Annotated in this window: 14 protein-coding genes; 6 read left to right on the top strand and 8 right to left on the bottom strand. The window is 62.0% G+C overall.

Annotation, left to right across the window (positions count from 1 at the left end; all coding sequences use genetic code 11):
• Positions 1-17: 17 nt before the first annotated feature.
• Positions 18-356 (bottom strand): P-II family nitrogen regulator, encoded by a 339-nt coding sequence (locus ACFSM5_RS03530; RefSeq protein ID WP_379874858.1) that lies wholly within the window; start codon positions 354-356, stop codon positions 18-20.
• 278 nt (positions 357-634) lie between these two features.
• On the opposite strand from ACFSM5_RS03530, the gene ubiH reads away from it, so the two are divergent.
• Positions 635-1,849: a 2-octaprenyl-6-methoxyphenyl hydroxylase gene (gene ubiH / locus ACFSM5_RS03525; RefSeq protein WP_379874857.1), complete on the top strand. Its 1,215-nt coding sequence runs from the start codon at positions 635-637 to the stop codon at positions 1,847-1,849.
• Between the two features lie 145 nt (positions 1,850-1,994).
• Here the strand turns inward: ubiH and ACFSM5_RS03520 are convergent, their stop codons facing one another.
• A complete protein-coding gene (locus ACFSM5_RS03520) occupies positions 1,995-2,267 on the bottom strand; it encodes a VanZ family protein (RefSeq protein WP_379874856.1) in 273 nt (90 codons plus the stop codon).
• Between the two features lie 133 nt (positions 2,268-2,400).
• Between ACFSM5_RS03520 and ACFSM5_RS03515 the strand changes: the two genes are divergently transcribed.
• From ACFSM5_RS03515 to ACFSM5_RS03505, 3 genes are all read left to right on the top strand, one after another.
• Entirely contained in the window at positions 2,401-2,853 is a 453-nt protein-coding gene (locus ACFSM5_RS03515; RefSeq protein WP_379874855.1) for a hypothetical protein, read from the top strand.
• Between the two features lie 296 nt (positions 2,854-3,149).
• Complete coding sequence (locus ACFSM5_RS03510) at positions 3,150-3,872, top strand: Bax inhibitor-1/YccA family protein (protein ID WP_379874854.1); 723 nt, start codon at positions 3,150-3,152, stop codon at positions 3,870-3,872.
• Positions 3,873-3,949: 77 nt separating this feature from the next.
• Positions 3,950-4,975: an alpha/beta hydrolase gene (locus tag ACFSM5_RS03505; protein WP_379874853.1), complete on the top strand. Its 1,026-nt coding sequence runs from the start codon at positions 3,950-3,952 to the stop codon at positions 4,973-4,975.
• Here the strand turns inward: ACFSM5_RS03505 and ACFSM5_RS03500 are convergent.
• From ACFSM5_RS03500 to ACFSM5_RS03485, 4 genes are all read right to left on the bottom strand, one after another.
• Positions 4,941-5,849, bottom strand: coding sequence for a DMT family transporter (locus ACFSM5_RS03500; RefSeq protein WP_379874852.1), 909 nt, complete (start codon positions 5,847-5,849; stop codon positions 4,941-4,943). The two genes, ACFSM5_RS03505 and ACFSM5_RS03500, sit on opposite strands and share 35 nt — an antisense overlap.
• A gap of 96 nt (positions 5,850-5,945) precedes the next feature.
• Complete coding sequence (locus tag ACFSM5_RS03495; protein WP_379874851.1) at positions 5,946-6,182, bottom strand: hypothetical protein; 237 nt, start codon at positions 6,180-6,182, stop codon at positions 5,946-5,948.
• Between the two features lie 5 nt (positions 6,183-6,187).
• Positions 6,188-6,502, bottom strand: coding sequence for a transporter substrate-binding domain-containing protein (locus ACFSM5_RS03490; protein WP_379874850.1), 315 nt, complete (start codon positions 6,500-6,502; stop codon positions 6,188-6,190).
• Entirely contained in the window at positions 6,502-7,389 is an 888-nt protein-coding gene (locus ACFSM5_RS03485) for a DMT family transporter (protein WP_379874849.1), read from the bottom strand. The genes ACFSM5_RS03490 and ACFSM5_RS03485 overlap by 1 nt, the downstream gene beginning before the upstream one ends.
• Before the next feature lie 94 nt (positions 7,390-7,483).
• Here ACFSM5_RS03485 and ACFSM5_RS03480 point away from each other — a divergent pair, with 94 nt between their 5' ends.
• Entirely contained in the window at positions 7,484-8,338 is an 855-nt protein-coding gene (locus ACFSM5_RS03480; RefSeq protein WP_379874848.1) for a LysR substrate-binding domain-containing protein, read from the top strand.
• A 138-nt stretch (positions 8,339-8,476) separates the two neighbouring features.
• On the opposite strand, the gene ACFSM5_RS03475 is transcribed toward ACFSM5_RS03480, so the two are convergent.
• Together ACFSM5_RS03475 and ACFSM5_RS03470 are read right to left on the bottom strand one after the other, a co-directional pair.
• Positions 8,477-9,937, bottom strand: a complete 1,461-nt coding sequence (locus ACFSM5_RS03475; protein WP_379874847.1) for an AMP nucleosidase — start codon at positions 9,935-9,937, stop codon at positions 8,477-8,479.
• A 44-nt stretch (positions 9,938-9,981) separates the two neighbouring features.
• The gene (locus tag ACFSM5_RS03470; protein ID WP_379874846.1) at positions 9,982-11,355 is read right to left on the bottom strand and encodes an L-serine ammonia-lyase; all 1,374 of its coding nucleotides are present in this window, start codon (positions 11,353-11,355) and stop codon (positions 9,982-9,984) included.
• A gap of 234 nt (positions 11,356-11,589) precedes the next feature.
• Here ACFSM5_RS03470 and secA point away from each other — a divergent pair, with 234 nt between their 5' ends.
• Positions 11,590-14,286, top strand: coding sequence for a preprotein translocase subunit SecA (gene secA, locus ACFSM5_RS03465; RefSeq protein ID WP_379874845.1), 2,697 nt, complete (start codon positions 11,590-11,592; stop codon positions 14,284-14,286).
• The last annotated feature ends 28 nt before the right edge of the window (positions 14,287-14,314 follow it).

Below are 14,314 nucleotides of genomic sequence, written 5' to 3'. Positions count from 1 at the left end.
GGGATGCGAACAGCGCCCTAGAGCGCTTCGCCGCCCTGCTCTCCGGTGCGGATGCGAACAGCACGGGCAAGATCGATCACGAAGATCTTGCCGTCGCCAATGCGACCTGTGTGCGCGGCCTTTTGGATCGCTTCCACAACGGCATCTTCGAGGTCGTCCGAAACCGCGACTTCAATTTTGACCTTCGGCAGAAAGCTCACGGCGTATTCCGCACCGCGATAGATTTCCGTCTGGCCCTTCTGGCGACCGAAGCCTTTGACTTCGGACGCGGTGAGGCCCTGCACGCCCAGCCCGGTCAAGGCCTCGCGGACATCCTCAAGCTTGAACGGCTTGATAATGGCTATAACCAGTTTCATGAGCCCAACAACTCCCCTTCATTCCCGTGTTAGCCCCGGGCGGAGCTCCCGTGCGGAACAGCACTTCGGTGGGGGTCTTTTCAAGAAGCGTGCCGCTTTCGCCAACCGCCAGCGCAGGCGCAAAATTTCCGCCACGATCCTGCCGTTATGTCTAAATATTGGGCAGTGATTAAATTTGATGCACTTAAATCATGCATTTTCCCTGGACAGATTTGCTGCAGCGCGGCACGCTCTGAGCCGCTCCAAACACTTCTTGAAAAACTAGCGATTGAGATCTGATGACTGCCTCGCGGTTCGATGCTCTTATTGTTGGCGGCGGCCTTGTCGGCGCCACTCTTGCCATCGCCCTCGGACGTGCCGGACTATCGGTCGCGACCATTGATCATCAGGCCCCCAAGCCTCAGTTGGACCCCCGTTTTGACGGACGCGGCACAGCAGTCGCCTACGGCTCCAAGGTCATTCTCGAAACGCTGGACGTCTGGCGTCATGTGGATGAAGCGGGCCCGATCCGGGATATCCGCGTCTCCGACGGCCCTTCCCGTCTCTTCCTTCACTACGACCACCGGGAAGTCGGCGACCAGCCGATGGGTTGGATCGTAGAGAACCGCTTCCTGCGCCAGGCTTTCGAGCGTTCGCTGGCCGATACCCCAGCGGTTACTCGCTTTGCTCCGATGAGCGTTGCCGCCCTTGGCCAGGATAATGATCAGGCTTGGATCGAACTGGCGGACGGTCAGCGTCTGACGGCACCACTGCTCATCGGTGCCGATGGCCGCAAGAGTCAGGTGCGCGAGGCAGCGGGCATCAAATCCGTTTCCTCCGACTACCATCAGACCGCCATCGTCTGTGCCGTTCGCCACGAGCAGCCGCACAATGGTGTCGCCCACGAACGTTTCCTGCCCGCCGGTCCTTTTGCCGTTCTGCCCCTGCAGGATCCGCATTGTTCGTCCATCGTCTGGACCGAGAAGCGCGATCTTGTGCAAGGGATGTTAGCGCTGAACGACGAGGATTTTTCGGCGGAGATGACCCGGCGCTTCGGCCCCTGGCTCGGCAATTTCACCGTCGAAGGGCCGCGCTGGTCCTGGCCGCTGACCGTGCATCTTGCCACCCGCTTCTTCTCTGGCCGCATGGTCCTGATCGGTGACGCCGCCCATGGCATCCATCCGATCGCGGGTCAGGGCGTCAATCTGGGCTGGCGCGATGTCGCCGCCCTTGCCGAACTGCTGGTGGATGCCGCGCGCCTGGGCCAGGATCTCGGCAGCCCCGATCTGCTGCGCCGCTATGAACATTGGCGCCGTCCGGACGTGCTGGCGATGGTCGCCGCGACGGACGCGCTCAATCGCCTTTTCAGCAACGATGCCGCCCCGATTCGCCTGGCCCGCGACCTGGGTCTGGCGGCGGTTAATCGTCTGTTGCCGTTGAAAAAGGTCTTCATCCGCCACGCCATGGGCGTACTGGGCGACCAGCCGCGCCTCGTACGCGGGGTTCGGCTTTAAGGTCTCTAAATCCGTCATCCCGCACTTGATGCATCCGTCATCCCGCACTTGATGCGGGATCCGGCCGAAGGTGGTTGCCGCTCGCCACGTATGGGACTTGCCACCTTGGGCGGCCGGATCCCGGCTCAGGGCCGGGATGACAAGCTTATCTGCTTCGCCGCACGACCAACTCCGCCAGCCCCCAGCCGATCAACACACCGGCACCATTTGCCAGCACGTCGCCCATGCTCGGATAACGGGTCGGCGTCAGCCCCTGGGCCAACTCGATCCCGACCCCCCCCAGGATCAGCGCGAGCGCACACCACCGCCAGCGTACCCTTGGCCAGGCGAAGGCGGCGAGCACCATCAGCCCGCCATATCCCAGCAGGTGCAGGAATTTGTCCGCCCCATACTCCGTGGGCGGTGCAGTCTGCGGCAAAAGGGAAAAGACCCCAATCGCGACACAGGAGAACAAGGTGAACAATTTGTAAGGGGATGAGACGAGGGGACGCTTCCTATCAGAAGACAAGCGCGCTTCGATCCTCTCTTTCTTCCCTTGTCGGAGAAACTCCATGACCTCGTTCAAATCCCTTCTGCTGGTTCCCGTTGCCCTGGCTGCTTTCGCCGCTCCGGCGTTTGCCGCCCCCGGCATGCATCACGGCCGCGGCCCCCATTCGGAACTGGAGAATATCCTGACCGATGCCCAGAAGGCCGAACTGAAAGCGGCACGTGACACCTATAAGGCCAAGCGCGAGGCGGTGATGTCCAGCCTGAGCGCCGAACAGAAGCAGAAGCTGGAAGCCGTGAAGACCGAACGCAAGCAGAAGTTCGAACAGATGCGCCAGAAAGCGGACGCCATCCTGACAGCGGACCAGCGGGCGAAGCTGGAAAAGGCCCGTGCGGGGAAAGACTTCCGCACCATGACCCCCGAGGAGCGCAAGACCTTCGGCGAGACCCGCCGCGAAGTCTTCCGCAGCCTGTCGCCCGAACAGCGCCAGAAGATGGACGAACTGCGCCACCACTAATCAGCACTGACTCCACAGCATCGGCGGGCGTCATAACGGCGCCCGCCGTTTTCATTTCACGCTGCTACACTCGAAAGCCTTCATTTTCGGCGCATCGACGATCCTCACCGCAAGGACTAGCTTTGCCGGGCCTCAGTCTCTCGCATCACTACTACAGAGATCGCCCCCTCAATCGGAATAGAATAGGCCCTGGTTTTACCATCATCTGCCGATATTGATTCACGAAGACCGCATTCCTATTTATAATCGCGAACGCAAGGTCACGCGAAGTGGCCGTTTCACTAAGGGAGTTTTCCATGGCTCAGGGTTGGCAGACGCCTGGTTGGCAGACAGGCGCCAAGACCATCGACCGGGCAGAGTATGATGCGGGCCTCCGCACGTACATGCAGCGGGTTTTCGGCTACATGGCGGCTGCGCTGGTCATCACCGGCATCGTCGCATTTTTTGTCGGCAATTCGCCGGCGCTCCTCCAGACGCTGTTCGCGACCCCGCTGAAGTGGGTCGTGATGCTGGCGCCGCTGGGCGTGGTCCTGTTGTTCAGCGCAGGCATCAACCGCATGTCGTTCGCGACGGCGCAGGCAGTCTTCTGGGGTTTTGCAGGCCTGATGGGTCTGTCGATCTCCTTCATCTTTGCGGTCTATACCGGCGCCTCCATCGGCCGGGTGTTCTTCATCACCGCAGGCATGTTCCTGTCGGCAGCCCTCTATGGCTACACGACGAAGCGTGACCTTGCGACGATGGGCGGCTTCCTGATGATGGGTGCTTTCGGCCTCGTCATCGCCAGCGTCGTGAACATCTTCCTCGGCTCGACCCAGCTGCAGTGGATTGTCTCGGTGCTGTCGGTCGTGATCTTCACCGGCCTGACCGCCTGGGACACGCAGAACCTGAAGGAAAGCTACAACGAAAGCCTGGGCGGCGAATCGCTCGGCAAAATGGCCCTCATGGGTGCCCTGTCGCTGTATCTGAACTTCATCAATATCTTCATGTCGCTGCTGCGCCTCATGGGGAATAAGGAATAGCCTTCCAAAGGTCGCTTGACCGACGGGGCGAGGCCGGGGAGAAATCCCCGGCCTTTTCTTTTTGCGGAGCTGAACCCATGCGTCGTCGCAGTGAAATCGGGAAACCCACCGGACGGATCGAACAGATCTGGATCGACAGCAAGGCCGCTGCGGACAATCTGCTGGGCGACCCGGAGCGTCGGCGCGTCGATGTCTATATCCCCGCCGGTCACGACGGAAAGGGTCTGCCGCTGCTGGTCGATGTGGTCGGCTTCACCGCAGGCGGCCCGGCCCACACCAACTGGAAGAACCATGGCGAGACGGTGCCGGAGCGGGTCGACCGCCTGATCGCGTCAGGCGCCATGAAACCCGCTGTCATCGCCTTCCCCGACTGCTTCACGCGCCTGGGCGGCAACCAATACGTCAACTCGCCGGTCATGGGCCGCTGGGAGGATTTCCTGACGCAGGAAATGCTGGCTGCCGTTGAAGGAAAGTTTGGCTGCGGCGGCGTTGGCAAGCGCGGCATCTTCGGTAAAAGCTCGGGCGGCTATGGCTCCATCTATCACGCCCTGAAACATGGCGGCACCATCTGGAGCGCCGCCGCCTGCCATTCGGGCGACATGGGGTTCGATCTGCTCTATAGCCTGGGCGACTGGGGCGGCGTGTTGCGTACGCTTGCCAAACACCAGTTCGACATCGCGAAGTTCATCGACGCCTTCGAAGGCGCGGTGAAGTCCGACGACAAGAGCTGGCATGCCATCATGTTCCTGGCCCAGGCCGCCAGCTTCGACCCCGATCCGACCTCGCCTCTGGGTGTCCGCCTGCCGGTCACCACCGACACCTGCCAGTTGCTGCCCGACCGCTGGGCCAACTGGCTCTCCTTCGATCCGCTCACCATTGTCGAGGACAAGGATGCGCAGGAGAACCTGAAGGCGATGAAGTGCCTCTTCATCGATTGCGGCGACATCGACCAATATAACCTGGTCTATGGCGCGCGCCTGCTGAACCGCCGCCTGACCGACCTCAACATCGATCACAGGTACGAAGAATTCCCCGACACCCATTCGGGCATCGATTACCGCATGGATATCAGCCTGCCGCTTCTGGCTGCCGCCTTGAGCTGAAGGGATTGAGGGGCCAGCGGAACGTCACGGCGAGGCTGGCCCCCGCGATCAGCAGAAAACCCAGGATCTGCAGGGGCGTCAGCACCCGGCCATAAACCAGGGCATCGAGCACCGCCGTCACGACGGGATAGACAAAGCTCAAGACCGCGATCACCGCCATGCGGGCGCGACCGAAGGCAAGGTTCATCAGGACATAGGAGCCGGCTGTCGGCCCCAACGCCATGGCAGCAAGCCAGAACCACGAGGTTTCCGGCATACCGCCAACCGGGGCGATGAACAGCCCCAGCGACAGCACCCCGACGCTCATCTGCACCAAGGTGGTCAGCAGCGCGGGCATGGCCTTCAGGAAGCGCCCGACCAGGGTCGCGGCGGCATAGAAGACAGCCGCGACCAGGCTCAGGATAATCCCCAGCGGATCCCAGGTACCGCCCAGCCCCAGCAGGCCGGTCGCCAGCAGGAAGCCGCCAAATGCGATGACGATCCAGCCGAGGGCGTTCCACCCCGGCCGCTCCCGCAGCACCACGGCCGCCAGCCCCAGGGTGATGAAGGGATAGAGGTTGAGGGTGATGGTCGCCAGCCCCACCGGGATCAGGCAATAGGCCGCGAACAACGCGATCCAGTCGCCCACGAACAACGCCCCGCTCAAACCCGCCAGCAGCCAGAGCTTCAAGGGCGGAAACGGCGGTTTCAGCAGCCCGCGCCAGGCGGCATAGAGCAGGATGACCGGCAGCGCGAGGGCGCAGCGCCAGAAGACGGTGGTAACCGGGTCGGTCCCCGCCTCGACCACCATGACGCCCAGGGTGCCGGACACGCACATCGCCAACCCGAAGGCGAGCCCCGCCCGCATCTCAACCGCCCGTGTCTCCGACCCCATGATCCGCTCCTTACGAAAGAAGCGTCGATCATGGGGTCAGTCAATACATCAAACTAATGAATAAAATTGCTCACAAACATCAGTCTACTTGATGACTTAGCGGTACCTGCGCTCGATCTTTTCCCGGACCGGGTCGGTAACGATCTCACGAACTGCGCTGTCCAGTTTGGCCAACTCATCCGTGGCCGTGCCTGGATTGCAAGCCAGCCAGAAATCCCCGCCGATCCCTTCAAGCTCCAGCACGTTATTCAGGGTTCCCGGCTGCCCTTCCTGCGCGGCGATCCAGGGGCCGACTTTGCTGCCCGCGACCCAGAGATCGATCCGCCCGGCCATCAACTTCAGGAAGTTGCTGCGATCGTCGACGGTACGGTCGATCTTGATCCCCTGCGCTTCCAGGAAGTTGCCATAGGCGGCCCCATTATAGCTGCCGACCTTGCGGCCACCGATGTCGGCCAGCGAGGCCAGGGCAGCAATCGGAAATCGACACTCAATCCCGCCTTTTCGGCCGCCAGCCGCAGAATATCGCTGTTGATCCCGGCGACCTGCCCCTCCCGGTGCAGGCTGAAGGGCGGGAAATCTTCGGTGGTGAAGGTCAGGGCAGCGGCGGGCAAGGCGGAGGAGGCCAGCAGTGCCGCGAGAAATACGGATTTCACTAGATCATCTCTTGCTTGGCAGACGTCAGGCGGGGCAGCAGCCGCCATTTCAAGGTGACGGCCAGGCTGGCAAAGGCGATCAATGCAAACCCCACCCATTGCTGCACCCCCAGCACATGGCCATAGACCAGGGCGTCCAGCAGGATCGTCACCAGCGGATAGGTGAAGCCGATGACGGCAATCTGCGGCAGCTTCAAGCGCGGAAAAGCATCATACATCAGGATATAGGCAGCCGCCGTCGGCAACGCCGCCAGGGCCATCAGCCAACCCCAGGCATGACCTGGAACTGCCGAGATGCCACCCGCAAACGGTGCTAGCGCCACAGCCCCCAGGCTCACCTGGATCAGGGAGGTCAGCGGCGCAGGCAATGCCTTCAGTCGCCGCCCGATCAGCGTCGCTCCGGCATAGAGCGAGGCCGCCAGGAGCGTCAACAGCACCCCCAGCAACGAGGCGCCTTCCAGGCTGCCGATCTCGCTGGCCAGCAGAAAACCGCCAAAAGCAATCGCGACCCAACCAACCGGCTGCCAGCCCGGCCGCTCCCCCAGGAACAGCGTTGCGAAGATCAGCGCAAAAAATGGGCTGACGTTATAGAGTAGCGTCGCCAGCCCGACCGGGATATGGCGAAAGGCCGCGAACAGCGCCAGCCAGTTGGCAACCAGGAAACAACCGCCCAGCAGCGCCAGCAGGATCAGCTTGGGCGCGGGATAGGGCCGCTTCAGCAAGCCCGTCGCCAGCGCATAGAGAAACAGCAATCCGGCGGCGAAAACGCAGCGCCAGAAGACCGTGGTGAAGGGGTCCGTCCCCGCCTCGGTCACGAAGACGCCGATGGTGCCCGACAGGCTCATCGCCGTGATGAAGGTGAAGATGCCGCGCCGTTCCGATGTCATATCCGCTCTCCTTGGAAGAGGCTCCAGGATCGCGCCAGCCCTATCAGCAATCAAATTGATAGTTTTGCATCAACACATCAGATAAACTGATTTTATGATTGCACCGCCCCTCGACCTCGATCTCCTACGCAGCTTCGTCCTGGTGGCGGAGGAAGGCGGGATTGCGCGCGCCGCCGTCCGGGTGGGCCGCACCCAGTCGGCCGTCTCCATGCAGATGCAGCGCCTGGAAGATGTGATCGGCCGCCCGATCCTGAAGCGTGTCGGCCGCGCAACCGGCCTGACCCCGACGGGTGAGACCTTGCTGGGCCATGCCCGCCGCCTGCTGCGCGCGCAGGAGGATGCCTGGCGCGAACTGACGGCGCCCGAATTGACCGGCTCCCTGCGGCTCGGCACGCCGGACGATTACGCCTTGACCCTGCTGCCGCCCCTGCTGGCGCGTTTTGGGGAAGAGCATCCGGCCGTCGATTTGCAGATCACCTGCGAGCCAAGCCAGCGCCTGGTTCCCAAGGTCGCAGCGGGCGATCTCGATCTTGCCGTGGTGACCTGCGAGATGGGCAGCAGCATCCGGGGTCTGCGGCGCGAACCGATCATCTGGGTCGCCTCCCCCAACTTCCAGCCCGAGCTTCGCCGCCCGTTGCCGGTCGCGCTTTATAAGGCGGGCTGTATCAGCCGGGATCGGGCACTGAAAGCCCTCGATGGAACGGGTGTCGAGTATCGCGAGGCCTATGCCAGCGACAGCATGATCGGCCTGCTGACCGCCGTACGCGCCGGACTTGCGATTGCCGCCATGCCCGCCTGCGCCGCGCCGCCCGATCTGCGTAAACCAGGAGTGGTAGAAGGCCTCCCATCCCTCGGCCACCTCGAGATCGGCCTCGCCGTCGGCGCCAGCGAACCGGGCTCTGCTACCGAGGCCCTGGCGCGCATGCTGACGGATTTTCTAGGGCGGTAAACAAAATGGTTCGTCATCCCCGGACTTGATTCGGGGATCTCCTTCCGCCGCTGTCTCTACACGGTATGGCCACACGAGATCCCAGGGTCGAGCCCTGGGATGACGAGATTTTTAACGATATGGCTTGCTCCTGAAGAACTACCTAAAACTCGGCTCCTCGAAGCTGCGGAGCTTGCGGGAGTGCAGTTGCCCGACGCCCTGGTCGCGCAGCAGATGCATCGTCTCGATCCCGATTTCCAGATGCTGGGCGATACGCTCGCGGTACATCGCATTCGCCATGCCGCGCAGCTTGATTTCGCCATGCAGCGGCTTATCCGAGACGCAGAGTAGCGTGCCGTAGGGAACGCGGAAGCGGAAGCCGTTGGCGGCAATCGTTGCGCTTTCCATATCGACGGCGATGGCGCGTGACTGGTTCAGGCGCTCATAGAACTCGTCGTAGCGCAGTTCCCAGTTCCGGTTGTCCGTGGTCGCCACCGTCCCTGTGCGCACGCGGCTCTTGAGGTCGGCGCGATCCAGGCCGGTGACCCGCTGGATGGCATCCTGCATCGCGACCTGCACTTCGGCGATCGGCGGCACCGGCACCCAGACCGGCAGGTCGGCGTCGAGCACATGGTCATCACGCAGATAGCCGTGGGCCAGCACGTAATCGCCCAGATACTGGGTGCGGCGAAGACCTGCGCAATGCCCCAGCATGATCCAGCAATGGGGACGCAGCACGGCCAGATGATCCGTAATCGTCTTGGCGTTCGACGGGCCGACGCCGATGTTGATCAGGGTGATGCCCTGCTTGTCGCCGCGCGTCAGGTGATAGGCGGGCATCTGGGGCAGGCCCTTCAGCTCAACGCCGCTCACGCCCTGCTGGGTGGTGATGACGTCGCCCGGCTCGACAAAACTGTCATAGCCGCTGTTCTCGTCCCCCACCACCTTGCGGGCGTAGGAGCAGAATTCATCGACATAGCGCTGATAGTTGGTCAGCAGGATGAAGCGCTGGAAATGCTCGGTCCCCGTCGCGGTATAGTGCGACAGGCGGGCCAGGGAATAATCCACCCGTTCTGCGGTGAAGAGCGCAACCGGCTTGGGCGCATCCTCGCGCGGGCGATAGGTGCCGTTGGCGATCTCATCATCGACAAACGCCAGATCGGGCAGCGAGAAAAAGAACTGCATCTGCCGGACCTGGGCTTCGGTCACATCGGCCGTCGAATTCTCGATCACGAAAGGCAGCGGGATCGGGCGCTTCGACACCCCGACGCAGACCGGCACCTTATGGTTCTTGAGGATCAGGCCGATCTGCTCGCGGTAATAATCGGCAAACAGCGCCGGGCGGGTCAGAGTCGTGCCATATTCCCCCGCCTCGAACAGCGCACCGAAGGCCAGACGCGCGTCGACCATCAGGTTCGACTGCGCGATGCTGACGCCGAGGTAGGGATAATTCGCGGTGACGGGCTTTGCCTCGTCCCCCTTCGCCAGGCGCGCAAAGGCCTCGCGGATCGTGGTCGCCGACTGCTCATAGATCGCCAGGATCCGCTTATAGGCGGCATCGGCGTCGGTAAAGACTTCGAGGTCGGTTGCGTAACGACTATGGAGATCCAAATCTGCCATCTATTTTTCCTTTTTTGTTTTTTTATGAAAATTCAAAGAATTAGCTAACATTCCACCACATTGACGGCGAGGCCGCCCTGGGCGGTCTCCTTGTATTTCGACATCATGTCGAGGCCGGTCTGGCGCATGGTTTCGATCACCTGATCCAGACTGACCTTGTGGGTTCCATCGCCCTTCAAGGCCAGCGACGCCGCGTTGATCGCCTTGATAGCCCCGAAAGCATTACGTTCTATGCAGGGGATCTGGACCAAACCGCCGATGGGATCGCAGGTCATGCCCAGGTGATGTTCCATGCCGATTTCGGCTGCATTCTCGATCTGCTCGTTCGTGCCGCCCAGGGCTGCGCAAAGCCCAGCTGCCGCCATGGAGCAGGCAACCCCTACCTCGCCCTGACAGCCGACTTCGGCGCCGGAGATCGACGCATTGGTCTTGAACAGCCCACCGATGGCTGTCGCCGTCAGCATGAAGGTCGCGATGCCCGCGCGGTCGGCGCCGGGGCAATGGCGGCTATAGTAATGCAGGACCGCCGGAACGATGCCCGCAGCCCCATTGGTCGGGGCCGTGACCACACGGCCACCGGCCGCATTCTCCTCATTCACCGCAATGGCATAGAGGCTGACACGGTCGAACATTTCGGTCGGCGGCGCGGTATTGCGGCCCCGGTCGGCCTCGATACTTTCAGCCAGCTTCTTGGCACGACGCTGGACATTCAGCCCGCCCGGAAGCTGTCCGTCGCGGGTCAGGCCGCGCGCGACGCAGTCCTGCATCACCTGCCAGATGCGGTCGATGCCTTCGTCGATTTCTGCGGGCGAGCGGGCGACACATTCGTTCGCCAGCACCATCTCGGCGATCTTGAGGCCACTCTTGCGCCCCTGCGCCAGCATCTCCTTCCCGTTGGAGAAGGGGTACGGGAAGCTGCGGCTGGCTCCGGCCTGCACCTTGTCCAGGTCTTCCTCGTCGATAATGAAGCCGCCGCCGATGGAATAGGTGATGCGGGTCGTCAGCGCCTGACCATCGGCATCGAAGGCCAGGAAACGCATGCCGTTGGTGTGATGGGGCAGCAGCGCGTCATAGCGGAAAACGAGGTCGCGCCCTTCGACAAACGGCAGCGGGATCTGCCCGGCCAGCACCAGCACCTTGGCGGTGCGGATTTCGGCCAGCAGCGGATCGGCGCGTTCAGGATCGATCAGATCGGGCAATTCGCCCGCAAGCCCCAGGATGACCGCCTTATCCGTGGCGTGTCCTTTGCCAGTCAGCGCCAGGCTGCCATAGAGCTCGGCCACCACGCGGGAGATACGGTTGCCATATTTGGCGTGGGCTTCGACGGCGAAACGCTGCGCGGCCTTCATGGGGCCGACAGTGTGCGAGCTCGAAGGGCCGAGGCCGATTTTGAAGAGGTCGAAGAGACTGACGGTCATGATCGCGAGGCGTGCCTTCCCAATGGGTCGGGAGGCTGGCCTTTGGCCGATCACCGGCCCGATTAGGCACCAGACCTAACCATAGAACGCCCTAAAAGGAAAGGCCCATGCTGCGACGCGAATTGACAGGCACCCCCCGCCCCCTTATGTCTCGTCTGCCGCCATGGGGCGGTGGATGTTATTTGCCGCTCAAAGCGGCAGGTCCCGTTTGGGTTGGAATTCGAAGGAATTGGTATGCTTGGCGCATTGGCCCGCAAATTGTTCGGTTCGGCTAACGACCGTGTCGTCAAGGGAATGCAGAAGACCGTTGACCGGATCAACGCCCTTGAAGACCAGATCTCCAAGCTGACCGATGCGGAGCTGACGGGTCAGACGGCCAAGTTCCGGGCCCGCATCGAAGCCGGTGAAAGCCTGGACGATCTGCTGCCCGAAGCCTTTGCGACCGTGCGCGAAGCCTCCAAGCGCGAACTGGGCATGCGCCCCTTCGACGTTCAGTTGATCGGTGGCCTGTGCCTGCATCAGGGCCGCATCGCCGAAATGAAGACGGGTGAAGGCAAGACCCTGGTCGCGACCCTGCCGACCTATCTCAATGCGCTGTCCGGCAAGGGCGTGCATGTCGTGACCGTGAACGACTATCTGGCCCGCCGCGACAGTGAATGGATGGGGCGCCTCTTTGGCCGCCTGGGTCTGACTACCGGCGTCATCGTTCATGGGCTGAATGACGAAGAGCGCAAGGCCGCCTATGCCTGCGACATCACCTACGCGACGAATAACGAACTGGGCTTCGATTATCTGCGCGACAATATGAAGTTCCGCCTGGAAGACATCGCCCAGCGCCCCTTCAATTTCGCCATCGTCGACGAAGTCGACTCGATCCTGGTCGACGAAGCCCGCACCCCGCTGATCATTTCCGGCCCCGCCGAAGACAGCTCGGAACTCTATAAGGCCATCGACGTCCTGATCCCGCGCCTGAAGGACGAGGATTACGAGAAGGACGAGAAGCAGCGCACCGTCGCCCTGACCGAAACCGGCCAGGATCATATCGACGAGATTCTGCGCGACGTCGGCATGCTGAAGTCCGGCGCGCTGTACGATGTTGCCAACGTCAATCTGGTGCATCACGTCAATCAGGCCCTGAAGGCGCACAAGCTCTTCACCCGCGACGTCGACTACATCGTCAAGGACAACAAGCTCGTCATCATCGACGAGTTCACCGGCCGCATGATGGAAGGCCGACGCTATTCCGAAGGTCTGCACCAGGCGCTGGAAGCCAAGGAGCATGTGGAGATTCAGGCAGAGAACCAGACTCTGGCCTCTATCACCTTCCAGAACTACTTCCGCATGTACCCCAAGCTGGGCGGCATGACCGGTACGGCCATGACCGAAGCCGCGGAATTTGCCGAGATCTATAATCTCGAAGTACTGGAAATTCCGACCAACGTCGGGATCCAGCGCAAAGATCACGACGACGAGATCTATCGCACCGCGCGCGAAAAATACGCCGCCATCGTCGAACTGGTGAAGGAATGCCGCGAGCGCGGTCAGCCGGTACTGGTCGGCACCGTGTCGATCGAAAAATCCGAACTTCTGTCCGACGAGCTGAAGAAGGCTGGTGTTCCGCACAACGTGCTGAACGCCCGCCATCACGAGCAGGAAGCGCTGATCATCGGTCAGGCGGGCCATCTGGGCGCTGTCACCATCGCGACCAACATGGCCGGCCGCGGTACCGACATCAAACTCGGCGGTAACGTCGAAATGCGCGTGAAGGCCGAACTGGCTGATGTGACCGATCCGGACGAGCGCGCCAAGCGCATCGCCGCCATCGAAGCGGACATCGAAGAATCGAAGCAGAAGGTGCTGGCCGCCGGCGGCCTCTACGTCATCGGCACCGAGCGCCATGAAAGCCGCCGTATCGACAATCAGCTGCGCGGCCGCTCCGGCCGTCAGGGCGACCCGGGTGCCTCGAAGTTCTTCCTGTCGCTCGAAGACGATCTGATGCGCATCTTCGCGACCGACCGTCTCGATGGCATGCTGCAGAAGCTGGGCCTGAAGGAAGGCGAGCCGATCATCCATCCGTGGGTGAGCAAGGCCCTGGAAAAGGCGCAGCAGAAGGTCGAAGCCCGCAACTTCGAAATCCGCAAGAACCTGCTGAAATTCGACAACGTCATGAATGACCAGCGCAAGGTCATCTATGAACAGCGCCGTGAGATCATGCAGACCGACGATGCTTCGGCAACCGTCGCTGACATGCGTCACGACGTGATCCAGAACCTCGTTGCAACCGCCATTCCGCCCAACGCCTATGCCGAAAAGTGGGATGTCGACACGCTGCACACCGAACTGCTGCGCGTCGCTAATCTCGACCTGCCGGTGAAGGATTGGGCCAAGGAAGAAGGCATCGCCGACGAAGAGATCCTGGAGCGTGTGCTGAAGGCCTCGGACGATCAGCTGGGCGCCAAGGAAACGGAATATGGCGCACAGATCATGCGCCTTGCCGAAAAATCGATCCTGCTGCAGATCCTGGATCAGCTGTGGAAGGATCACCTTCTGTCGCTGGACCATCTGCGCCAGGGTATCGGCCTGCGCTCCTATGCCCAGCGCGACCCCTTGAACGAATATAAGCGCGAAGCCTTCTCGCTGTTCGAGGATATGCTCTATCGCCTGCGCGAACAGACCACCTCGACCCTGTCGCACATGATGCTGCAGATGCAGACACCCGAAAGCGCGCTGATGGGCGGGGGCGAGAGTGCTGCCCTCGACTTCCAGCCGGATCCGGCGCTGCTCGACCAGCGCGATGCCAATGGCCTCGTGAATTTCCAGGGCGCGATCATCGATCCGGTGAACCCCGCCACCTGGACCGGCCTGTCGCGCAATGCCTCCTGCCCCTGCGGGTCGGGCAAGAAGTACAAGCACTGCCACGGCGTTGCCTAACACTTGACGGCATAGGACTGCCAGACGG

Origin of the sequence: Lacibacterium aquatile, from assembly GCF_042683105.1 — a bacterium.
GTDB classification, from domain to species: domain Bacteria; phylum Pseudomonadota; class Alphaproteobacteria; order Elsterales; family Elsteraceae; genus Lacibacterium; species Lacibacterium aquatile.
This window is presented reverse-complemented; position numbering and strand designations above follow the sequence as displayed.